Source organism: Allobacillus halotolerans (genome assembly GCF_018967645.1).
Lineage (GTDB): Bacteria > Bacillota > Bacilli > Bacillales > Alkalibacillaceae > Allobacillus > Allobacillus halotolerans.
Window position 1 is genome coordinate 136252 of the sequence record NZ_JAHLZF010000002.1, and the last position, 21717, is coordinate 157968.

Sequence of the window (21717 nt, forward strand, 5' to 3'; positions counted from 1 at the left end):
ATGTATATAATGTTTTTCAAGAGGTGATTTTTATGGATACAGAAAAACATGTACAGCATATTGTGAATTGGTTAAAGGAATATAAAGACCAAGCCGGTGCAAAAGGTGGCGTCGTCGGGTTGAGCGGCGGGCTTGATTCCACTGTTGTCGCTTACCTCATGAAGCGCGCTTTTGGTGATCATGCCCTTGGTGTCCTATTACCGATCCACAACTCTGTTGAGGCAGAAGAAGATGCACTGCTTGTCGCAAAGGATTCGAAAATAAACCATATCGGAATTGAACTGACGGATGCATTTAAAGAAGGTTTCGGTCAAATTGAAAAAACACTTGGCGAAAAGTGGAATAAAGATTCCGCTCAATTGGTCGGTGCGAATTTCCAAGCAAGATTACGTATGTCAACGTTATATGCGATTGCTCAAAATAATCAATATCTAGTGATTGGTACCGGAAATTCTTCGGAGCTCTTTACCGGCTATTTTACGAAGTATGGTGATGAAGGTGTCGACATCAATCCTCTCGTTAATTACAGAAAAGAACAAGTGAAAGAAATGGCTAAATACTTAGGTGTACCTGATCGTATACTAAACAAGGCTCCTAGCGCAGATTTATGGGAAGGACAGACGGACGAAAAGGAGATGGGTATTTCTTACGCTGCAATCGACCGTTATCTTCGTGGAGAAGAAATCCCGGCAGAAGACGAAAAAACACTCATGAAACTACACAAGTCTTCAGAGCACAAACGTCATCTTCCACCTGGACCACCTCAACTAGACGCATAAGCTAGAAGGAGAGTTCCTATGAAAGACAACACAGCACTGATTTTAATTGATATGATCAATAAAATGGATTTTGAGGGTGGTGAGGATCTTCTTGAAAATACGAAACCAATCGTCGATCCCATCATGAAGTTGAAAAAACAAGCAAAGGAATTAGGTTTACCTACGATTTATGTAAACGATAACTTCGGCCTCTGGCAAGAAGACGTTGAAAATGTCATTGAAGTATGCAGAAATGAACGTGGACAAGAAGTCGTTGAACAAGTCCTCCCTGAAAAAGATGACTTTTTCATCATCAAGCCAAAACACAGTGGTTTTTATAGTACTCAACTGGATATCTTACTCAGCCACTTAGGTGTCAAGAATCTAATTTTGACCGGTGTTGCTGGAGATATCTGTGTGCTGTTCACAGCGGATGATGCTTATATGCGGGAATATAACTTATGGGTACCAAGTGATTGCACAGCTTCCGAAACGGAAGGAGACAATGATAACGCCCTTCGTTTGATGAAACGCTCGATGTTCGCAAATATCCAGCCAACGACAAAGGTGAACATAGAAAGCGCCTTTCAACAGACAAAACAATAACTCTGTTTCAAACCTTCTCTGATGTTCAGAGAAGGTTATTTAGTATGAACATGTTCATTGAGACAAACAATCCCTCTACTAATTAAATTTTTAAAAAATTCCCTACAACTTCAATTTTTTTGATACAATGTTTAGTTAGTGACATATCATTCATAACATAATGAATAAGTTATCGGGGGAGGGAAATTTTGTGAATGAAATATTAAGCGTTAAAGGATTAGGTAAGTCGTTTAAAAATACGCGGGTAGTAAAGAATATCGACTTTGATGTACATAAAGGTGAAATCATGGCGGTTCTTGGACCAAATGGTGCTGGTAAGTCGACTACAATCCGTAGTATTATGGGCATCCTATTGCCTGATGAGGGTACAGTCACATTTCACAATCATGCGCAAGGCGAGGTGCCGAGGCACAAGATCGGGTATTTGCCTGAAGAGCGCGGACTTTATAAAAAGGTTAAGGTAATGGACATCTTACTTTATTTTGCGGAGTTGAAAGATTATCCATTGGATAAAGCCAAGGAACGTGCACTCGCTTATTTGAAAAAATTTGATCTTGAAGGAAAAGAGAATGTTTCTGTCGATGAACTATCCAAAGGAATGGGCCAAAAAGTTCAGTTTATTGGATCCATTATTCATGAACCGGAGTTATTGATTTTGGATGAACCATTCTCCGGATTGGATCCTGTCAGTCAAGAAGTTTTCAAGCAAGAGATCAAAGACCTTGCCAAAAAAGGAACCGCTATATTGCTAAGTTCTCACCAAATGAACTTAGTAGAAGAAATGTGTGATCGGTTGTTTTTAATCCATCGTGGTCAAAAAGTTATTTATGGTTCTATGGATGAAGTGAAGGCACAATATGCGAACTTTAAATGTACGATTCACGGTAATAATGATCGTTCTCTCTTAGAAAAGATCAATCAAGTTGAGCGAATTGAACAGCAAGATGACATTTCCATTTTATACTTGTCTTCCGATGTGCAGGTCAACGATTGGATCAAACAATTACCGAGTACATTAGATATTCAAGAGCTGAGCGTCGATCGTATTTCACTCCATGAAATCTTTGTCGATATTGCGACAGACAGTAGTTTAGCACAGGAAGCAGGTGTAGTTGATGCGAAATAGTTGGAAAGTCGCCAAATGGGAAATCAGAAGAAACCTTAAAAGCAAATCTTTTTTAATTTCATTGTTTTTAACACCGATTATTTTTGCGATCTTCGCAACCGTTCCAACACTACTTAGTGATTCAGGCGAAGACCAAGACAGTGAACCAGCACAAACAACTGTCTACCTGAATGATGAAATTGGAGTGTGGGATCAACTGGAACCGATGCTGAGTGAAGGTGGAGACCTTCATTGGGATGTTGAGCTTACAGATGAATCATCTGATGAGATGGCTACAACGCTTGAAGATGAAACACGGTCCGTTTATATACATCTAGATGAATCTGCCTTGCAGAGTGGAACAGTTGATTATTATACCTCAGAAGAAGTTCCTGAGAGTTTTCAATATGAAGTGCAGCTATTTGAGCAGCCACTTCGCTATATTCAGCTTGAGCGAACAGGTTTAGACGAATCAGAGATCCAGACAGCCATGAATCCAATTACATTCAACCAAAATGAAGTGACAATGGAAGCAGGTACTGACGCTGGTGAAGCACAATCACAAGGAATCGAATACTTTTTACAAAAGTTTGTTCCGGGTGTCTTTGCTGGACTTGTTCTTTTCTCCATCGCCATTACCGGTATGATGGTTTTCCAAAGCGCCTCAGAAGAAAAGAAAGAGAAAGTGGCGGAGATCATTTTATCTTCCGTTACGGCGGGTGAATTGATGCAAGGGAAAATTATTGGTTATTTCGTTTTAGGAATTTTACAAGTGACGGTTTGGATTGGAATGGCTGCACCAGTTGCGCTAGCCTTAGTCGATTATCCGATTATCGAATACTTACTTGTCCCTGAATTGTTATTATTCCTTCTTATTGCTATTTTGGGTTACCTGATGTTTGCGTCGATTTTTGTCGGACTCGGTGCTACATTAGAAGACTCATCTAGCGGAAGCAACTTCCAAGGTTTTGTTTTCATGATTCCTTGGTTACCATTCATTTTTATTGGCCCGGTTCTTACAAATCCAGAAGGCATGCTATCGCAAGTTTTATCTTATATTCCATTTACATCACCTGGTATCATGATCCTTCGGTTATCGATATTGGACGAATGGCCATGGGTTCAAATTTTCATCAGTCTTGCCATTTTGATTGTCTCTATCTGGTTACTCATGAAGTTAGCCGGTAAGATCTTTAGAATCGGCATCCTGATTTACGGTAAAAATGCTACACTACCTGAAATTTGGAAATGGTTACGTTCGTAACGATTTAAGGACGAAGAAAAAATTCTTCGTCCTTTTTTTATTTTCAATTGCTGCTCGAATAGTTTCTGATGTTTGTTCAAACAATATATCTGTATTTCTTTTTTTAAGTAAGGAGAAGATGGATGGATCTCAATAAATTAAGGAGTGTGTTTATGGGCGTATTAAGTGGCAATCCAACAAATGAGCCAATTAGTTAAATCATGCTGGTGATGAAGATTTAAAAAAGTTATTGGAAGAAGCAATTGAAGCAGGACAACGTGAAAGTAAACAAATTGAAGCGCTATTAAAGGAAAATGGAATTGGACTGCCTCCAACACCACCGGAACGTCCAAAAGCTTCTTTAAATGATATTCCCATTGGGGCACGTTTTCAAGACCCAGAAATCACTGCCGCTTTATCGGCACATATTGCTGCTGGGTTAATAGCATGCAGTACAATCATGGGCGAATCGATTCGGGAAGATATCGGCATGCTGTTTGGACAATTCCATACGCAAAAGGCTCAACTCGGTGCAAAGGTCCTTCGTTTGAAAAAAGATAAAGGATGGTTAGTCCCACCTCCTTTACATCATCATAAAGCGGATGATTGTTGATTCTGCATCGGCTCGTAGACGCAAAAGAACTGGACGGGAATGATTCCGTCCAGTTCTTTTCTATTTATATTTAAATTTATTTTATCGATGTCCTAGTTCCATATCTAAATTTGGATGTGCTTGATCTATTGGAAGTGTTGTATTGGTATCATTTCTGCGATTTCTCACTTGAGTCACCAAGCTATCCACCGCGTACAACACGAATAATGTGGAAAATACTGAGAGCGATACAATGATTAATGATGTTGTCATTATCATCAAACCCCTTTCTCCCTTAAACGTTATATATTTTTGTTTCTAATTATATCATACCAAATTTGGCCATTATTACAACCTTATTGCTCATATACATACGATTTATTCTAATTTCTTCACCATTCTGCCATATACTCAAAACGCATTTTTACTTTAACGTTAAAAAGTGATTTATAAAAATTATAGCTGTTTTAGATAAACAAATAATGGGTAATATATAAATATAGCGATCAATAACATGATGCAGCTATCTCTAACATCCTTTAAAGGAGGCTAATGCATGAATGTTATCCGTGCACAAGAAGTTTCTGACTTACCGGATATGAAGCATGTTGAATATAACGGCGAACGCGTCTATATCAAACATGTCGATGAAGAAAAACAAACAGCCGTCATTAATTATTTAGAAGACGTCGATAAGGATTTAGAGGTGAAAGTACAAGACTTGGAAGAAAAAGAATAATCACGCTATGTTCTCTCTCCCCCTTGAGTTCATATAAAAAAATCTGGGCCTGAATCGGCCCAGATTTTTTAGGTTATTGATCAATTTCATTTGGTGACGTTTCATCGTTTCTCCCTTCAACCGAGTGTCGAGCTCAACCCCAAGAGATATGCGCCATTGAAATTTTAGAGGAAAATGAGTAGCACGATTTAAATATATGAACCCAATTCCAGGAAATATGCGCCCAACCTGGCGAGATATGCCGCCTGATGCTGTATAAATGCGACCGACCAGACGAGATATGAGCCCGTGAGCAGGATATATGCACTCACTTTTGATTTTTATGCGCCCATCGGAATTTTAGAGGAAAATGATTAGCATGATTTATATATATGAGCCCAATTCCAGGAAATATGTGCCCAACCTGGCAAGATATGCCGCCTAATGCTGTGTATATGCGACCGGCCTGGCGAGATATGAGCCCGTGAGCAGAATATATGCACCCACTTTTGATTTTTATGCGCCCTTCGGAATTTTAGAGGAGAATGATTAGCATGATTTATATATATGAACCCAATTCCAAGAAATATGCGTCCAACCTGGCAAGATATGCTCCTAATGCTGTGTATATGCGACCTGCCTGGCGAGATATGAGCCCGTGAGCAGAATATATGCACCCACTTTTGATTTTTATGTGACCAACGGAATTTTGGAAGGACCTTTTCACTCTTTTTTGCACCATTCAGGCGTTTAGAAGTAGACTACTACAAAATCAAAAGCCGATGTGCGTCGTTGTAATGTAACACTCAGCAATGTTCATCGAATCGACGTATAATATAAAAAAACAGCTGATTGCTCAGCTGTTTTCCTTCAATCATTATACCGTTTCTTTTTTCTTCCGTGCTTTTTCTTTTTTGATTTGCTTGCTTCGTAATTGTCCACATGCTGCATCAATGTCTGTTCCCTGTTCAACTCGTACACCGCATTGGATTCCATTTTCGAGTAAAATTTCATAAAACTTAAGAATGTTTTCTTTACGGCTTCGTTCGTATTGATTATGCTCTTCAACCGGGTTGTATGGAATCAAGTTAACATAGGACAGATGCTTTTTATCCTTCAGCAGTTTGACTAGTTGTCTTGCTTCTTCAGGATGATCATTCACATCATGCAGTAAAATATATTCAAATGTGATACGTCGATTTGTTTTTTCTAAATAATAATCGATGGCTGGCATTAATTTTTCAAGCGGATACGCTTTGTTGATCTTCATGATACGTGTACGCAATTCATTGTTTGGTGCGTGAATGGATAGCGCCAAGTTGACTTGAGATTGCTCATCAGCGAATTGATAAATTTTATCCGCTAAACCACTCGTTGAAACGGTGATGTGACGAGCTCCTATGGATAGACCTTTTTGGTCGTTCACGATATTTAAGAACTTCATCGTGTTGTCATAGTTATCAAACGGTTCACCGATTCCCATCACAACGATATGGCTAACCCGCTCATCCTTTTGTTGCTGATCAAGATGATGTTGTACATTCATAATTTGCTCAACAATTTCACCGCTCGTTAGATCGCGATTTTTTCGAAGCAGTCCACTGGCACAAAAAGAACAACCAATATTACAGCCGACTTGTGTCGTTACACAAACCGATAATCCATAGTTGAAACGCATTAAAACCGTTTCGATATGGTTTCCATCAGGGAGTTCAAATAGAAATTTGATGGTTCCGTCCTTGGACTCCTGCTTGATCACTTGTTCCAATGCTTGTACCTCGAAATTTTCTTCAAGCAGTTCAATGCATTCTTTATTCACATTTTTCATATCTTCAAAACGTTTAATTCGTTTCTTATAAAGCCAGTCCCACACTTGGGATGCACGAAAACGTTTTTCACCATTCTCAACTAACCAATCTTGCAAATCATTATATGTCAAACCATAAATAGATGGTTTTTGCATGCTTACCCTCTTTTCGAATTTGCTTATTTCCTTTGTCAATACTACTGAATGTTGCGCGAATAATCAACTCATAACAAACAAAAAATCCCTGGAAACCAACACGGATCACCAGGAATTTTTCCATTATGAAAGTAGATTATCAAAGAAAACACGTAAGACATCAGCGCCACCGATAAATGTTCCGATTGAGCTACCGATGTTTGCCAACACGACAATCAACAAAATACGTGTGACTTTATTGTCCCAAAATCCTTTTACGGAAAGCACATCATCCGGTAGGGTCTCAAAATCTGACACATGCGGCTTCCGGATCAACGCTTGGACAATGCCCGCAAACCAACCCGCTGCCAATAACGGGTTCAATGAGCTGAATGGTGCCGCCAAAAATGCAGTCAATACCGTCAGTGGGTGCCCTAAAGCGATGGCTGCACCTAAAGCAGATAATCCACCGTTCCATAGGATCCAACTAATGGTTTGTTGCCAACCGGCTGATGGATTCATATAAAATGTGTAGGCGATCACGGATAAAATAATGATCGGAATCGACCAACCGATAATCTTTGGCACTTTCGACTTTTTCGGAACCTCAGAAAGTTGCTTCAAATCATTTTCTTGATGGATCTCTTTTGTAATCCCAGGAACATGTGCTGCACCTAATACAGCAACCACTTTATCACCTGGGGCTGTTTTGATCTTTTGAGCCAAATATTGATCGCGTTCATCAATTAATGGTGTCTTTAAACGTGGAAACTCTCTCGTAAACTCCTCCATGACGGAATTCAACATGTCTTGGGATTTCATTTTTTCCAGTTCTTCTTCGGAAATCTCTTCTTTATTAAAAATACTGTAAAAGATACTCATCATTAACTTTGCGCGTCCTGAAAGACCAATATTCCGCCAAATACGCGAAAAGGTCGTTTGGATATTCCGATCGGCGAGTACAAGCTCGGCTCCGGTTTCATTGGCTGATTCAATCCCTTGAATCATTTCCTGGCCTGGCTGGATTCCAAATTGCTTAGCAACGCGATTTTGAAATGATGAAATCATCATGTTCATTAATAACAGTGTCGCTTTCTTTTCCTTGACGACTTTAAAAATGTCCATGTTTTGCCACTTGTTTTTATCTTTCACGGATTCATAGCGCTGTGCGTCTAACTCGACACAAACAGAGTCCGGTTGCTCCGCTTCGATTACTTCTTTCACTTGTAGAGCGCTTTGTTTCGAGACATGTGCTGTACCTATGAGGATGATCTCTTTCCCGTCTAACTCTATGCGCGTTATATTTTCTTCTGACATAAGCGACTTCCTTTAAATAAAATTTCAAATAACCTCTTCATTTTACCACAAAAGAGCCCGTCCCTAGAAAGGAATGGGGCTCTTTTTTAAAAATACTTTTGATTTCCTGTAAGCTTATACGTAACCTGGCTTCCCAAGTAATTCAAAGATCTTCGTTTTATAATCTTCAACACCCGGTTGGTCAAACGGATTAACATCCAATAAATAACCGGAATACGCACAGGCGAGCATGTAAAAATAAAGCAAATGACCAATGTGGTGAACGTCTAATTTTTTCATGCGTAAGCCAATCTGGGGAACGTCTCCGGCCAAGTGAGCCTCAGAAACACCTTGATAAGCCTTTTCATTAAACTCATGTAAGCTACGTCCTGCCAAGTAGTTGAGCTGATCTGCATTATTCTCTTTTTCAGCAATCGTCAAATCTTGATCGACTTCATCAAACACGATAAAGGATTCAAATAGGTTTCTTTCGCCATCTTGAATATATTGTCCCAATGAATGCAAGTCCGTCGTATAAGAAACGGATACAGGGAAAATTCCTTTTCCTTGCTTGCCTTCACTTTCTCCGAATAATTGCTTCCACCATTCTTGAACGTAATTCATCTTCGGTTCAAAGGTTGCTTGTACTTCCGTCTTGTATCCTTCCTGGTAAAGAGCATGACGGATCGCTGCATAACGAATTGCTGGGTTTTGGTCCACATCGAACGACTTGTATGCTTGTTCCGCTTCTTTCGCACCAGCAATCAATTCATCAATTGAAAATCCTGCACTCGCGATCGGTAATAAGCCAACTGCTGTAAATACGGAATACCGTCCACCGATATCGTCTGGAACGACAAAGCGGTCGTAGCCTTTTTCTTTTGAGACTTCGAGCAAAGCACCTTTCTTTTCATCCGTCGTGACATAAATCCGCGAAGCCGCTTCATCACCATATCGTTCTTCCATATATTGCTGAAGAAAACGAAAAGCAATCGCCGGCTCTGTCGTTGTGCCTGATTTCGAGATGACATTAACCGCAACTTCTTTATCGTTGATGTATGCCAAAAGTTCTTTTAAGTATGCACCGCTTACCTGATGGCCCGCAAAAAGAACTTCGAAATCATTGTCGTTGGAAAAATATGACGACAAGGCTTCAATCACTGCCTTTGCTCCTAGATAAGAACCGCCGATTCCGATGACAACAAGCACATTTGCTTGCTTACGGATCGTGTCGGCAGTTTCGTTCATTCTATTCAAAAATGGTTCACTCAGTTGGCTTGGCCAATCCAGCCAACCGAGAAATTCTGACCCCGCGCCTTTTTTATCATATAAATTGGCGTGGGTTTGTTGTAAAGATTCTTTGCGTTCATTGATGATCTGTTGTTCATCACCTGAATAAGTCAGCTGAATCATCTTATTCCCTCCGACTGCTTTTAATGAATATGTTCGACCTCATAACCTTCTTCTTCCAATATGGAGATGACATGAGGTTCTAGAATCAAATGTAAACTTCCGACAATGACAAAGTAGGTTTGGTCTTCTCCTGATTCGAGAAACTTGGTGATTTCCTCTGCCATTCCGTAGTTTCGGTTATCATTCAATGCTTCCATGTAAGCTTCTTCCTCCACACTCATGGCAGCATCTGTTTCAAATAAAACATCCAATAAGTCATCGACATTTCCCGATTTATAAATATCAATTAACTGCTGCAAGTCTTGCTCATATGTGTTGATATCAATCAGTGACTCTTCCAACATTTGCACTTGATAGTCCATCGACAAATCCGCAAAGATCCCGAGCTGGTCTCTCGGTGTTTCCAAAGCGATGATTTCTTTGTCGTCCGCCTGCGCTTTCGATAAGAAATACATATCGACACCTTCAGTAAATCCAAGTTCTTGTACCATCAATTGGGAGACCATGTTTGATACGAGCCATGGTTTATACGTATCGATGACACCCATTGGAAAGCCTCTGTCCATGAAAAACGTTTCTACTTCTTGATAAGTCTCTTCAGGAAGATGGTCTTCTAGATTTGTTTCATCTTGGTATGTTCCCAACTCCATTTGTAGTTTGTTCATTTCAGCCATTTCAACATTAAACAAATCAATCTCCGGCACGACGACATCGGATTCTACATAAGCTTGCTCGATTTTTTCATGCATCGGGAAAAGATCCGGCTCACCTAAATGGACCGTCCCTTGAAGGTAAACTGTAGTGTCACCATTCTCGACCTTCCATAAAAATCCTCCCGGTCCATCAGGCAAACCGACTTGTTCTATTTCGAAAGCTACTTCAATACCGTTCTCTTCCAATTCTGTGATTGCTTCTTCTTCCAATGGATTACCGGTCAGCTTAACTTCTTTCAATTCGGGCATCGTTGTTAACGGCTCTACATCGGTAATCTCATTATCTGTTAAATTGATTTCTTCGATTGATTCGAGCGCTTCAATGCCATCTAAATCTTCAATTGCTTTTGCAGACAGATCTAACGTTTTTAAATCACGTACGTCCGATAAATACAATTCATCTTCAGGTTGATCTACTTCAGCTCGGATTGCTTCTTCCAACTGTTGATCGGCAAAATTCACTTCTGTTTCCGATTGGCAAGCAACAAGCAAGAAGAATGTGAGCAGGAATAGAATGGGCTTCAAAATCTTCACATGAACTCTCCTTCATTAAAAGCTTTAGATATCTTTCTTATTGAACATTTTCAATAACGACTGCAATCCCTTGGCCACCGCCGATACAAAGGCTCGCAACGCCATAGCGCTTATTCTGTCTCTTTAATTCATATGCCAAGCTCAATACCAATCGTGTTCCACTCACACCAACTGGATGCCCGAGCGCAATCGCTCCCCCATTCACATTGGTTTTTGCACGATCCAATCCGAGTTCTTTTTCAACGGCTAAATATTGAGCGGCAAATGCCTCGTTGACTTCAATTACATCCATATCTTCCAAGCTCATGTCAGCACGCTTCAACGCTTGTTTGATTGCAGGAACTGGGCCGATCCCCATAATCGTCGGGTCTACTCCTGCAATCCCCCACGAAACGATCTTTGCCATCGGTTGTAATTGATGTTTTTCTACAGCTGATTCAGTTGCGACGATGACAGAAGCTGCCCCATCATTGATGCCGCTCGCGTTTCCAGCTGTTACCGTGCCATCTTTTTTGAAAGATGGTTTGAGCTGAGCCATTTCCTCTGTCGTTGCATCCGCTTTGATATGTTCATCTTGTTCAAAAATAATTGAACCTTTTCTCGTTTTCACTTCATAAGGAACAATCTCTTCGGAAAAACGCCCTGAATCTCTCGCTGCATCAGCTCTTTGCTGACTCTCGAGTGCAAAAGCATCCTGTTCTTCTCGAGAAATTTCATACTGTTCCGCAAGCTTTTCAGCAGTCAATCCCATGCCGCTTCCCGCATATTCATCTGTTAACGTACTCATCAGCATGTCCTCAAACTTCAACGTTCCCATTTTTTTGCCGCCGAATCGTTGTTCGAAATTGGCGAAAGGAGCCATCGACATATTTTCCGCTCCACCAGCTAAGGCGATCTCACCGTCACCAACCATTAAGGATTGGACTGCTGAAATAATGGACTGTGCACCTGATCCGCACAACCGGTTTAACGTTAATGCTGGCACCTCTTGTGGGATGCCTGCTTTCAGACCAATATGTCTTGCCAAATAAGCTGCATTGGTATGAGAATGAATGACGTTACCATAAACAATATGATCGATCTGCTCTTCGCTTACATTCGACCTTTTCAAGGCTTCCCTTGCTGTAACAGCACCCAAGTCATCCGCCTGTTCGGATTTCAATGAACCGCCAAATGTTCCAAATGCCGTACGTGCACCATCAATTAAATAAATTGGTTTCATAATATCCCCCTTAGTATGTAAAATTATCCTACTTCCTATCATACCTTATTTATGATTGAATTTCTGCTCATAAAAAAATCCCCCTGTGACATTCACAGCGAGATTTTCTATTGCTATTCCCATATATATTGTAATGTCAGTCTTCCTCGTTCCCCTTCTTCCTTGGCGTTGAGTTGCACTTCTAATTCCGTCGGCGTGTATTTCACCGAGCAAACGGAAGATTCGAGTGATTGACCCAATAAAGAAACCACCGTTTCATGGTCATTTCTCTGAGCAGCTCCCATAATCGCACGAGCATGAGATTCCGAGTCAGTAATGGCCGTTGTCAGGCGATCAGCATCTTTAATCAATCGAGTCATTTGGGAGGACGACGTCTGAAATGCTTGTGGCTGAACTTCAGGATATTGATATTGCTGATCTGGACTTTGTTGCCGGAAAACAGGTGTCCAGTACGTTGGGTTTCCATTCATGACCACTCTCATCGACCTCCCTTTTCTACTGTTATCTTATGCAGCTGGCTTTGCCATATTACTTATTTTTACGCAGGTGATTCCACACAAATAAATGATGAATGACGGTAAAGACAATCAACAACGTGTTCTGAGAGATAATACAGTTCAACTTTCTTTTCACAGAATCCATCGATCATACCCTCCTATCCTTTTATTAAAATCATTCCCTACAGGATCCGATATTAAGCATTTCGCTTAAGCGCATACAAATGCTTTTAATTGACTTTCCATCACTTGCCAGGTTATACTTAGACGTCTGATAGGTTCTTAACAACAACGATTGGATAGTTACAGCTGAAAATGGAAGTAACACTTTTTCGCCTAATTCAGCATGTGCTATTTTTTTATGGAGATAATAGATATTAGGCATTTTACATTATAGGAGGAAAAAGTTTGAAAACATTTAACGAATTAAACATTGAAGCAAGTGTTTTGAAGTCGCTTGCCGAAATGGGATTTGAGTCAGCTACGCCAATTCAGGAGCAAGCAATCCCAACCGCTCTAGCCGGTAAAGACATGATCGGACAAGCGCAAACAGGTACGGGTAAAACGACTGCTTTCGGGGTGCCGATGATCCAAAATATTGACCCAAGCAACCGTTCTATTCAAGGAATTGTCATTGCCCCAACACGTGAATTAGCAATCCAAGTTGCTGAGGAATTAAACCGGATTGGACAGCATAAAAACGTGCATACCGTTCCAGTTTACGGAGGACAAGATATTCAACGACAGATTCGTGCGTTGAAACGACGTCCACAATTAGTCGCAGCAACACCTGGCCGCTTATTGGACCACATTCGTCGCAAAACCATTCGTTTGGATGGCATCCGTACAGCTGTATTGGATGAAGCAGATGAAATGTTGAATATGGGTTTCATTGAAGATATCGAAGCGATTTTAGCAGAAATTAAACAAGAACACCAAACATTGCTTTTCTCGGCAACAATGCCGAAACGGATTCAGAATCTTGCAGAAAGATTCATGAATGAACCAGAAATGATCCGTGTAAAAGCAAAACAACTCACCGTCGATCATATCGATCAGTTTTACTTCGTTGTCAAAGAGAACGCAAAATTCGATGCGCTATGTAGATTATTAGATACGGAGTCACCGGATTTAGCAATCATTTTCGGTCGGACGAAAAAACGTGTCGATGAATTGACAAGTGGTTTACTGAAACGTGGTTATTCTGCAGAAGGAATCCACGGTGACATTCAACAGTCTAAACGTGAAAAAGTCATTTCACGCTTTAAAGAACAAACAACAGAAATCCTTGTCGCTACCGACGTCGCAGCGCGTGGTCTTGATATTACTGGAGTTACACATGTGTATAACTTCGATTTGCCTCAAGATCCGGAAAGCTACGTACACCGTATCGGTCGTACAGGTCGGGCAGGGAAAAAAGGTCAAGCCTACTCTTTTGCAACACCTAGAGAGATTGACCACTTGCGATCCATTGAAAAATTGATCAAACGGAAAATCGAAGAAAAAGCAATTCCTTCGTATTCCGATGTCGTCGAAGGACTTCAGGAAACGGCAGTAGAAGACCTTCTGCAAACGATTTGGACAGATGAAAGCAAAAAATATCATCGTTCCGCTGAAGAAATCTTATCTAAAGAAGATGCAGTGGACGTTGTCGCAGCAGCGATTAAATTATTAACGAAAGAGCCAAATCAAGCACCGGTTAAACTAACCGCAGTAGAGCCGATCCGTGCCAAGAAATCATACGGCGGCAATCGCGGCAACAGCTACCGAGGAAACCGTGGTGGCGGCCGAGGCAGAGGAAACCAAGGACGTAATGACCGACGCGGCGGTAATAATAATCGCGGTGGCAGTGGCGGCGGCCAAGGTCGCGGCAGAACTTCTAAAAATCAACGAAAATTTACTCGCTAAACATCGAAAGTGCTGACATCTGTCGGCACTTTTTTTATTGTTGGGTAAATGACCATTCTGAATTAAAAATGAAACTTATGATTAATAATGACAGTCTTATAAGCGAGAGGGGGACAGAACGTGGATGAGATTCAAGAGAAAAAGTTGATTCGCCAAGCATTGGAAGGAAATGACCTAGCATTCCGCGACCTAATTGAAGCTTATTACAAAACCATTGAACGGTTCGCTAGGCAAATCGGCGTTCAAGAAGACGATTTGGCGGATGTTACCCAAGAAGTTTTCATTAAAGTCTATCGATTTTTAAGTAAATACTCACGTGGGAAATTCTCAACATGGCTTTATAGCATCACACTGAATGTCTCGAAAGACCTCTTTAAAAAACAAAAGCGCGAGTCGGAAAAACGCAAAAAATTCTCGGAACTGCCATCGATCGAATCGTATGTGGAAAACCATTTTCTTTCTGAGAATGAGCAACTATTACACAACACCATTCAACAAATGGAAGATAAATACCGAATACCTATTGTTTTGTTCTACTTTCACGATCAATCGATTAACGAAATAGCAGCCATCACGAAAACAAAGGAAGCAACGATCAAAACCCACTTAAAGAGAGGTAAAGAAAGACTCAAGGAAGCATTGAAGGAAGGAGGTTACATTGATGAAGGATAAATCTCTTGAGCATCATATGGAACGGTTGAACGATAAATACAAACAAGCAGCAAGCAAGTCCTCAACAAAAGAGATCTTTCAAGCGGTTATGCAAGAGAACGACCGACGAAAGAAACGAACACTTCTCCCTGTCATCGCTGCCTCAATCGTCGCTCTACTCGCCGGAGGAATTTTCTTTAGCTCCTTGTTTTTCTCAGATGAAGCAGGTCCTAACGAGCTACAAGAAGTAAGTACGCCAGGTGATCTGGATGAAGACAAGGAAACGCCAAACGAAGACAATAACCAATCGCTTGAACCGAGTGAAGAAGATAATGGTCAATCAGAGGACGAATCACCTAAGGAATCCGATGAAACGGACACGACTGCAGACGAACAAAACACCGAAGATGATGCTGAAGAAACATCCGAAATTCAGCCGTATCAAAATCGAGAAGATACGATTACTGAAACGGTTTATCCAGAAGGCATGAAAGAGCAAATTACCATGCGATTGACGATCAATGAAAAGTTAGGCTATTCTTCTTACGTGCACCAGCCGATGATCCATCAAAGTGAACAAGAAAACGGCAAACCGGTTGATTACTTCTATCCTGATTTCGGAGAATCGGATGAAATTCAGTATGAGGATGCGTTTATCCGTGTCGAGAAATTTGAAGGTTTGACGATTGACCAGGTAGTTGAAGAGCGGGAACAAAGCATTTTCAATCAAGGATTTGAAGAAAAGGATATACACGAACAAATCGGCATGTCATCATTTCATGCGATGTATATAAACGGAGATTTGACGAGGTATGTAACAATTGTTGAAGATGGCAATGATGTGTATGCCATTGACTCGCAGTTGTTTGGCGCTATGGGAGACGGTTCATTCCCATGGATCATCGATCAATTTATTCAGAAAATGCAATTCAGTGAATAATAAAGTCCCCAGCTTAAGAAGAAAGCTGGGGAATTTTTATCGATACTAATTTATTTTTTCGTCATTTTCTTATCTAAGTTATCAAATACTTGATTCGCCACATCTTTTTTCTCTTTACTTTTCACCGCGTCCGCTTCCAACTCCTGTCGCTCTTCTGATGAAAGTGAGAAGAACTTTTTGTCATTCCTCTGTTGTTCCTTTGGCATTTGTTTTCTTCCTCTCTGAAGAATTTACTTAACCTTACACACCTACTCATTCAGTTCCTTATCAAAGTAACTTTTTCTTTTCACCCAAACAAACCCGTCACCTTTCGATATGACTGCTACGTCGATCGGCGGGCCAACTGATTCCGTAGCACGCGTTAATTTTCGCTTGAATGACGTTAAATTCATCAACGTTTCTGCCATATTGGCGAGTTCATCCTTTGGCAAAGATCGAACGATTCCCAACAGTGGTTGTAAGTAGTTTCTTCTTTGGTAATCGTCTAACGTATCTTTGATGGAGTGATATAGTTCATTACCCATTTCTTTCAAGTTACTAACCTGTTTTTTGTCCAAATCAATCCCTAAATGATGTTGAATCTTTTCTGGATACTCAGATAATACACGGTCAATGATCCCAAACATCGTTTCTTCCATGTGTGGCTCAATGCCAACCATAAAAGAATCGACCATTTCGCGTTGCGCAAAAGCCTCAATGACTGCTGTCCCATCATGTTTGTTTTGACGATAATCAATTTTCCGCTCTTTCAATAACTTGTATTTCAACTTGCCTAAAACAAATCCTTCCAATCGATAATTCAATAAATGAGGAAAGATTTCTTCTTCCCCATAACCAGCGATAACGAAGCCTGTGCTTCCACGACTGAAGAAATCATTCTTCACGCTTTCAAATGCAAGGCGACATAGTTTTTTGGAAAATGTTTTGGACGTTTCAAAGTCGATGTATTCTTCTTTAATTTCTTGAATAGTATCAAAAAAAGCAGATTCAAATGCTTTATAGTCCATATCCAATATTGCTTCTTCCGTTAAAAAGTCCTTTGTCTGCTGATCGACTTCTTCTTCAAGTAGCTTTCTCGCCTTCTGTTCACCACTCGCTTCATCGCCCTCTTCTTCCATTTCCGTCTCGACGCGTCGAATCATTTGCTTGAGTAAATCCGAAAAGGTTCGATAAACAATAATATCTTCAAGTTCTTCGTTTTTAAACCGCATATCTTGACGTAAAAAGTCCATGAAATCATCGAAATAATCTTGTACATTATTGAATCGTTTATTACCTAAATAGTCCCGATACGATTTAATAATGACTTCCCATGGAATCTCCATAAAAGAAGCAGAGCCATAAACCATAAACCCAATCGGATGCTCCTTTGATAATGGAAATAGCTTGTTTGCAGAATTATAAACCTTTGGCACACCGTCAAAGCCACTTGTAATAGCACTGTCGGCAGCCATAGACATTCCATGTTTATTCATAATTGATACTTCGGCTGTCATGATTGTCCCACCCTTATTACGTACTACTATTATGCATATCACTTGTGGTGACAATTCAAACCGAACTGACGTTAATTGTTGTCGAAGTACCTCACTCGTTTGGTTGGTTCAATATATTCAAAATCACTTCATTCGTTAAATTCGGAACGATTTCCATAGAATATTTTATTTCGAGTCGTTCCAATTTCGCGTGTGCATCCATCCCGTAAGGCCCAATATTGATGACCGGTACATTTAAATCACGAATGTCTTGATAGTCGACAAAATGCTTCTCACCCCAGCTTGGGTTATTGTTCTGTACAGCTTCGATTCCTTCCAAGTCATCACTCATTGCCAAAAAACTCATATCTGAAATATACGGAAAGAAGTTTTTTGTGACAATTGGATGTTTATAATGCGGCTGAATTTTTTCAACTGCTTCATCTAAAGCAGACAAAAGGACTCGCTCATCTTCCGTTTTCCCACTCATTTCGATTCGAGGCGAATAGAGAGATGAATAAAATAAAATCATGGCAGGCGATTTATCATCCATCCACTTCCATGCTTCTTCAACAACACGCGCGGCGAACATGCGGGTATCCAAGTCTGGGTCGACTGCCAGTTCCTCCTTGAATTCATGCATATGATTGATAAACGGAGCTCCATGTAACGCAATGAGCTGATGCTCCATTTCCTCATACGTCATCACACGCGTTTTCCAAGGTAACTCCCGATAAGGATGGCCACTGATCTCGCAAAAAAGTCGGTACCTTTGTTCATATAATTCGAGTGCATTTCCAAAAGCAATCGTTGCATGCTCTTTTAATTTCTCCAAGACGTCTTTCGGTGACCACGAATGAATAAAAAAGTTGTAATACACATAAGCAGACAGAGCCGTCTGAACCGTATAACTTGGCTTTAAATCGGTCTGTTTGAGGGATACCGGCGGAATCGTCGTCTCACCAAGCGCTTCATTACTGAGCTCTGGATTATATTCAATTTGCCGCGTTAATTCAGCTGCTAAGAAATTCGGATCCAACCCATCAAAAGCAGCACCGACATGGCTTTCATGACCCGTAATAAAAAATGACGGTAGGAGTTTTCCGACAGTTCCTTTATATACATAACGATTTTCGTCACCTTCATATAACGAAGAGACAAAGTCAGCATTTATGGCAGCGACATATTCAAATTGTTGTTCCTTCTTCCAACGCTTTAACGTTTTCAAACTTGATAGAATCCCGTTCGAACCGTCTTCCTCATCACATTCCGATACAAAAACTAAATTCCCCTCCAATTGGTCTGGGTGCATCGAATAATAACGCATTAGATAAAGGTGACTGGCTAATCCACTCTTCATATCAAGCGCTCCCCGGCCAAACAACCATTCACCGGACGTAAGATGTTCTTGGGCTGGAGACGGTAAATCTTGCTCCCCGAATGCCTCCATCAATTCGTTTGGAAGAAACGCAAGTTCTTTCAGTTGGTTGAAATCGTCTACACCGACAGTATCCATATGACCAAACAAGATAACTGTCCGATCACTCTTCTTTTTCGTTCCTTTAACAAAACAAAGCACATTATATCTTTCTCTATGGTCATTGATCGTTTGTTCCAGCATGACTTGGTCAGGATTTTTTTCGAAATAATCAAAGGATGAAATCAGCTCATAAAGGGAGCGAGCGATCACTTTTTCACCAGCTGTATTAACGATGCTTTCCATACTTACCAAACGCTTTGTCAATGACAAAACTTCCTCTCGCGTATCAAACACATGAATCCCCCACAATCATTGATTTTCTTTAGTATATGAAAGATTGTTCTGAAAAGAAAGAACCGTTTATTTCTTTTTTCATTTGTATTTTGTATACTAACGATTAACTCGTTTAACTTGGAGGGATCGACATGGCTACCATTCGTTTAATGGAAGAGAAAGATATACCAAGCGTCCAGCATGTTGCACATATGAGCTGGCATGATACATATGAAGGGATTATTCCAAAGAAGGTTCGGAATGTTTTTTTAGAAAAGGCCTACAGTAGACCGATGCTAGAGAAGAAGTTAGAGAACGGTATAATCTTCGTGGCCATTCATGAGGATATTGTCAACGGCTACGCTCACTTTACGCCTGTAGATGAAAACGGAGATTCATTACTGGCAGCAATCTACCTTCTCCCTACTGTTCAAAATAAAGGATTAGGAAGTATGCTATTGGAAGAGGGAATCAAACAACTCGAAGGTCTCCAAACAATTACACTTGAAGTCGAAGAAGAAAATGAGGCTGCAAAACATTTTTATAAAAGAAAAGAATTTATTGAAGTAGAAAGGTATGTTGAACAATTTTTTGACTATGACTTGCACACGATTCGGATGAAAAAATATTTATAAACATACTCGTTCGTCAGCAATGCAGTGCATACAAACAATCCCGGTAATATACTCTAATTTCGGCGAAGTGAAATTTTGTATATTACCAGGGTTATTGTCGTACCTCAAACGTTCAGATAAATTTAAATCGAGGTTCGTTTTTTATGTGGATCATTTTTGCTGAAGCAAAAATGTACCTTTGATTTTTTCCACCCATCTTCGCTCGGCAAGCCGCTGAAAAATGTTGGGAAGCCGTCGAAAAACTGGTGTAGCCGCTCGATGAAGCGTTCTAACCGCTCAATAAACGTGCTACTGTACCATTAAAGTAGACACCAAAAAACCGCACAGATAGTAAAAGTGTTATCATAACTATTTGGAGGTTGAGGATTATGAAACAAATGAAATATCCGTATGAGCTAAAAAAACAGGTAGTCGAATTATTCTTTGAAGGAGAATCCGTTCCTGAATTGACGAAGAGGTTTTCAATAAAGAGCCGCCGAAGAATATATGACTGGGTAGCTATTGTTAGAGAACATGGTTATACGGCATTGGAATACGGCGTACCAAAAACAACGAATGAAAAGGATCGAGAGACAAGCGATCTGAAAAAAGAAAATGCTCGTCTGAAACTGGAGAATGAATACTTAAAAAAGGTATTAGATCTAAGAAGGGGGTGAATAACAAACAGGTACGTTATGCCTTTATCCTTGCTTATTCTAAAGAATATCCAATATCTACACTGGCTGAAATCACAAAAGTATCGAGATCTGGCTATTATAAATGGTTAAAGCGTGACGGAGAAAGTAGTTTGGATAAAAAAGATGAAGAAATGATCCCTTTTATTCTGAAAATATTCAATGATCACAAAGGAACTTATGGAAGAAAGCGAATCAAGCTTGCGCTTGAAAATGAATATCAGATAAAGGTCAATGAGAAGCGAGTTTCCAGACTGATAAGAAAGTATGGATTACAGTGTAAGATACGCAGAAAACGTTTCAAGCGGTTCCCACAGCCTCATGGAAAGATACCTAATATTCTGGAACGAAACTTTAGGGCCAATAAACCAGGGATTAAATTTGCCGTTGATATTACTTACATGGACGTAAAAAAAGGCAATCAAAAATGGATGTACTTATGTTCCATAAAAGATTTGTTTAATGGGGAGATTGTAGCCTATTCCATAGGAACAAGCCAAGAAATCGCGTTAGTACACCGGGCATTGAACGAATTACAAAAAAAAGGATTTGCGAAAGGAGCCATCTTGCATAGTGATCAAGGCTTCCAATTCACAAATCCCGCCTACATGAAGCGTTTAAAGGATATGGGTATTACCCAATCTATGTCCCGCAGAGGCAACTGCTGGGACAACGCTTGCATCGAGAACTTTTTCGGTCATCTTAAAAGTGAAATGTACCATTTCACAAATCCAAAAACCGTAATCGAAGTCCACAATGCCGTAGATACTTACATGAACTATTATAACAACAAACGGATCCAAATTAAATTAAAAATGAGTCCAGTGCAGTATCGCTTAAGAGCAGCAGTTTAACTAGAGAACATTATAAGAAAATCTCATCGGAGCCACAGCGAAGCTGTTTGGCCTTGACCGTCGTGCCACATCTTAGTGATCGCTGGAGGGGGACGGGGCCCCACCAGCGGAACTTAGAAGTGATTGCCCATGGTACGCTAGATTTGCGGATGTAGCCTTTGAAGGCTTTATTTTTCCCATCCGCTAAC

The 21717-nt window shown here is 40.3% G+C and carries 21 protein-coding genes and 1 pseudogene; 12 read left to right on the forward strand and 10 right to left on the reverse strand.

Features of this window, described 5'->3' with window-relative positions:
• The first annotated feature begins 32 nt into the window (after nt 1-32).
• The 5 genes and pseudogenes from nadE (at nt 33) to KQ486_RS02370 (ending at nt 4325) form a co-directional block, all read left to right on the forward strand.
• The gene (gene nadE, locus KQ486_RS02350; RefSeq protein WP_144161204.1) at nt 33-779 is read left to right on the forward strand and encodes an NAD(+) synthase; all 747 of its coding nucleotides are present in this window, start codon (nt 33-35) and stop codon (nt 777-779) included.
• Between the two features lie 18 nt (nt 780-797).
• Nucleotides 798-1364 carry a cysteine hydrolase family protein gene (locus tag KQ486_RS02355; RefSeq protein WP_216686672.1) on the forward strand — a complete coding sequence of 189 codons (567 nt, stop codon included), beginning with the start codon at nt 798-800 and terminating at the stop codon, nt 1362-1364.
• A gap of 190 nt (nt 1365-1554) precedes the next feature.
• Entirely contained in the window at nt 1555-2490 is a 936-nt protein-coding gene (locus tag KQ486_RS02360) for an ABC transporter ATP-binding protein (protein ID WP_144161198.1), read from the forward strand.
• Nucleotides 2480-3733, forward strand: coding sequence for an ABC transporter permease (locus tag KQ486_RS02365; protein WP_144161195.1), 1254 nt, complete (start codon nt 2480-2482; stop codon nt 3731-3733). Before KQ486_RS02360 ends, KQ486_RS02365 begins: the two co-directional genes overlap by 11 nt.
• Before the next feature lie 152 nt (nt 3734-3885).
• Nucleotides 3886-4325 (forward strand): annotated as a pseudogene (locus KQ486_RS02370) (DUF3231 family protein).
• 81 nt (nt 4326-4406) lie between these two features.
• On the opposite strand, the gene KQ486_RS02375 reads toward KQ486_RS02370, so the two are convergent.
• Entirely contained in the window at nt 4407-4577 is a 171-nt protein-coding gene (locus KQ486_RS02375; RefSeq protein WP_186278542.1) for a hypothetical protein, read from the reverse strand.
• Nucleotides 4578-4860: 283 nt separating this feature from the next.
• Here KQ486_RS02375 and KQ486_RS02380 point away from each other — a divergent pair, with 283 nt between their 5' ends.
• Nucleotides 4861-5043: an H-type small acid-soluble spore protein gene (locus KQ486_RS02380; protein ID WP_144161192.1), complete on the forward strand. Its 183-nt coding sequence runs from the start codon at nt 4861-4863 to the stop codon at nt 5041-5043.
• A gap of 856 nt (nt 5044-5899) precedes the next feature.
• On the opposite strand, the gene rlmN is transcribed toward KQ486_RS02380, so the two are convergent.
• The 6 genes from rlmN to KQ486_RS02410 form a co-directional block, all read right to left on the reverse strand.
• Nucleotides 5900-6985 (reverse strand): dual-specificity RNA methyltransferase RlmN, encoded by a 1086-nt coding sequence (rlmN, locus tag KQ486_RS02385; RefSeq protein WP_144161189.1) that lies wholly within the window; start codon nt 6983-6985, stop codon nt 5900-5902.
• A 123-nt stretch (nt 6986-7108) separates the two neighbouring features.
• Nucleotides 7109-8281, reverse strand: a complete 1173-nt coding sequence (locus KQ486_RS02390) for a TraB/GumN family protein (protein WP_144161186.1) — start codon at nt 8279-8281, stop codon at nt 7109-7111.
• Between the two features lie 114 nt (nt 8282-8395).
• Nucleotides 8396-9673 carry a glucose-6-phosphate isomerase gene (locus tag KQ486_RS02395; RefSeq protein WP_216686673.1) on the reverse strand — a complete coding sequence of 426 codons (1278 nt, stop codon included), beginning with the start codon at nt 9671-9673 and terminating at the stop codon, nt 8396-8398.
• Nucleotides 9674-9693: 20 nt separating this feature from the next.
• The gene (locus tag KQ486_RS02400; RefSeq protein ID WP_216686674.1) at nt 9694-10920 is read right to left on the reverse strand and encodes a TraB/GumN family protein; all 1227 of its coding nucleotides are present in this window, start codon (nt 10918-10920) and stop codon (nt 9694-9696) included.
• Nucleotides 10921-10957: 37 nt separating this feature from the next.
• Nucleotides 10958-12142 (reverse strand): acetyl-CoA C-acetyltransferase, encoded by a 1185-nt coding sequence (locus KQ486_RS02405; RefSeq protein WP_216686675.1) that lies wholly within the window; start codon nt 12140-12142, stop codon nt 10958-10960.
• Nucleotides 12143-12255: 113 nt separating this feature from the next.
• On the reverse strand, nt 12256-12612 hold the full coding sequence (locus KQ486_RS02410; protein WP_476286808.1) for a YuzC family spore coat inner layer protein: 357 nt from the start codon (nt 12610-12612) through the stop codon (nt 12256-12258).
• 435 nt (nt 12613-13047) lie between these two features.
• On the opposite strand from KQ486_RS02410, the gene cshA reads away from it, so the two are divergent.
• From cshA to KQ486_RS02425, 3 genes are all read left to right on the forward strand, one after another.
• Complete coding sequence (gene cshA, locus KQ486_RS02415; protein WP_144161172.1) at nt 13048-14547, forward strand: degradosome RNA helicase CshA; 1500 nt, start codon at nt 13048-13050, stop codon at nt 14545-14547.
• Nucleotides 14548-14667: 120 nt separating this feature from the next.
• Nucleotides 14668-15219, forward strand: a complete 552-nt coding sequence (locus tag KQ486_RS02420; RefSeq protein WP_255439710.1) for an RNA polymerase sigma factor — start codon at nt 14668-14670, stop codon at nt 15217-15219.
• Entirely contained in the window at nt 15209-16138 is a 930-nt protein-coding gene (locus KQ486_RS02425) for a hypothetical protein (RefSeq protein ID WP_144161170.1), read from the forward strand. The genes KQ486_RS02420 and KQ486_RS02425 overlap by 11 nt, the downstream gene beginning before the upstream one ends.
• Nucleotides 16139-16188: 50 nt before the next feature.
• On the opposite strand, the gene KQ486_RS02430 is transcribed toward KQ486_RS02425, so the two are convergent.
• From KQ486_RS02430 to KQ486_RS02440, 3 genes are all read right to left on the reverse strand, one after another.
• On the reverse strand, nt 16189-16344 hold the full coding sequence (locus KQ486_RS02430; protein ID WP_186278540.1) for a hypothetical protein: 156 nt from the start codon (nt 16342-16344) through the stop codon (nt 16189-16191).
• Between the two features lie 42 nt (nt 16345-16386).
• Entirely contained in the window at nt 16387-17634 is a 1248-nt protein-coding gene (locus tag KQ486_RS02435) for a hypothetical protein (RefSeq protein ID WP_144161167.1), read from the reverse strand.
• A gap of 91 nt (nt 17635-17725) precedes the next feature.
• Nucleotides 17726-19387: a M20/M25/M40 family metallo-hydrolase gene (locus tag KQ486_RS02440; protein WP_216686677.1), complete on the reverse strand. Its 1662-nt coding sequence runs from the start codon at nt 19385-19387 to the stop codon at nt 17726-17728.
• Between the two features lie 131 nt (nt 19388-19518).
• Here KQ486_RS02440 and KQ486_RS02445 point away from each other — a divergent pair, with 131 nt between their 5' ends.
• The 3 genes from KQ486_RS02445 (at nt 19519) to KQ486_RS02455 (ending at nt 21529) form a co-directional block, all read left to right on the forward strand.
• A complete protein-coding gene (locus KQ486_RS02445) occupies nt 19519-20001 on the forward strand; it encodes a GNAT family N-acetyltransferase (RefSeq protein WP_144161160.1) in 483 nt (160 codons plus the stop codon).
• A 368-nt stretch (nt 20002-20369) separates the two neighbouring features.
• A complete protein-coding gene (locus KQ486_RS02450) occupies nt 20370-20657 on the forward strand; it encodes a helix-turn-helix domain-containing protein (protein WP_216686678.1) in 288 nt (95 codons plus the stop codon).
• Nucleotides 20654-21529, forward strand: a complete 876-nt coding sequence (locus tag KQ486_RS02455) for an IS3 family transposase (protein WP_216686679.1) — start codon at nt 20654-20656, stop codon at nt 21527-21529. The genes KQ486_RS02450 and KQ486_RS02455 overlap by 4 nt, the downstream gene beginning before the upstream one ends.
• The last annotated feature ends 188 nt before the right edge of the window (nt 21530-21717 follow it).

Bases quoted from the DNA above. Each gene is read 5' to 3' on its own strand.
- nadE (WP_144161204.1), top strand. From the start codon at position 33: ATGGATACAGAAAAACATGTACAGCATATTGTGAATTGGTTAAAGGAA.
- KQ486_RS02355 (WP_216686672.1), top strand. From the start codon at position 798: ATGAAAGACAACACAGCACTGATTTTAATTGATATGATCAATAAAATG.
- KQ486_RS02365 (WP_144161195.1), top strand. From the start codon at position 2,480: ATGCGAAATAGTTGGAAAGTCGCCAAATGGGAAATCAGAAGAAACCTT.
- KQ486_RS02375 (WP_186278542.1), bottom strand. From the start codon at position 4,577: ATGACAACATCATTAATCATTGTATCGCTCTCAGTATTTTCCACATTA.
- KQ486_RS02380 (WP_144161192.1), top strand. From the start codon at position 4,861: ATGAATGTTATCCGTGCACAAGAAGTTTCTGACTTACCGGATATGAAG.
- rlmN (WP_144161189.1), bottom strand. From the start codon at position 6,985: ATGCAAAAACCATCTATTTATGGTTTGACATATAATGATTTGCAAGAT.
- KQ486_RS02390 (WP_144161186.1), bottom strand. From the start codon at position 8,281: ATGTCAGAAGAAAATATAACGCGCATAGAGTTAGACGGGAAAGAGATC.
- KQ486_RS02395 (WP_216686673.1), bottom strand. From the start codon at position 9,673: ATGATTCAGCTGACTTATTCAGGTGATGAACAACAGATCATCAATGAA.
- KQ486_RS02405 (WP_216686675.1), bottom strand. From the start codon at position 12,142: ATGAAACCAATTTATTTAATTGATGGTGCACGTACGGCATTTGGAACA.
- KQ486_RS02410 (WP_476286808.1), bottom strand. From the start codon at position 12,612: ATGAATGGAAACCCAACGTACTGGACACCTGTTTTCCGGCAACAAAGT.
- KQ486_RS02425 (WP_144161170.1), top strand. From the start codon at position 15,209: ATGAAGGATAAATCTCTTGAGCATCATATGGAACGGTTGAACGATAAA.
- KQ486_RS02430 (WP_186278540.1), bottom strand. From the start codon at position 16,344: ATGCCAAAGGAACAACAGAGGAATGACAAAAAGTTCTTCTCACTTTCA.
- KQ486_RS02435 (WP_144161167.1), bottom strand. From the start codon at position 17,634: ATGACAGCCGAAGTATCAATTATGAATAAACATGGAATGTCTATGGCT.
- KQ486_RS02445 (WP_144161160.1), top strand. From the start codon at position 19,519: ATGGCTACCATTCGTTTAATGGAAGAGAAAGATATACCAAGCGTCCAG.
- KQ486_RS02450 (WP_216686678.1), top strand. From the start codon at position 20,370: ATGAAACAAATGAAATATCCGTATGAGCTAAAAAAACAGGTAGTCGAA.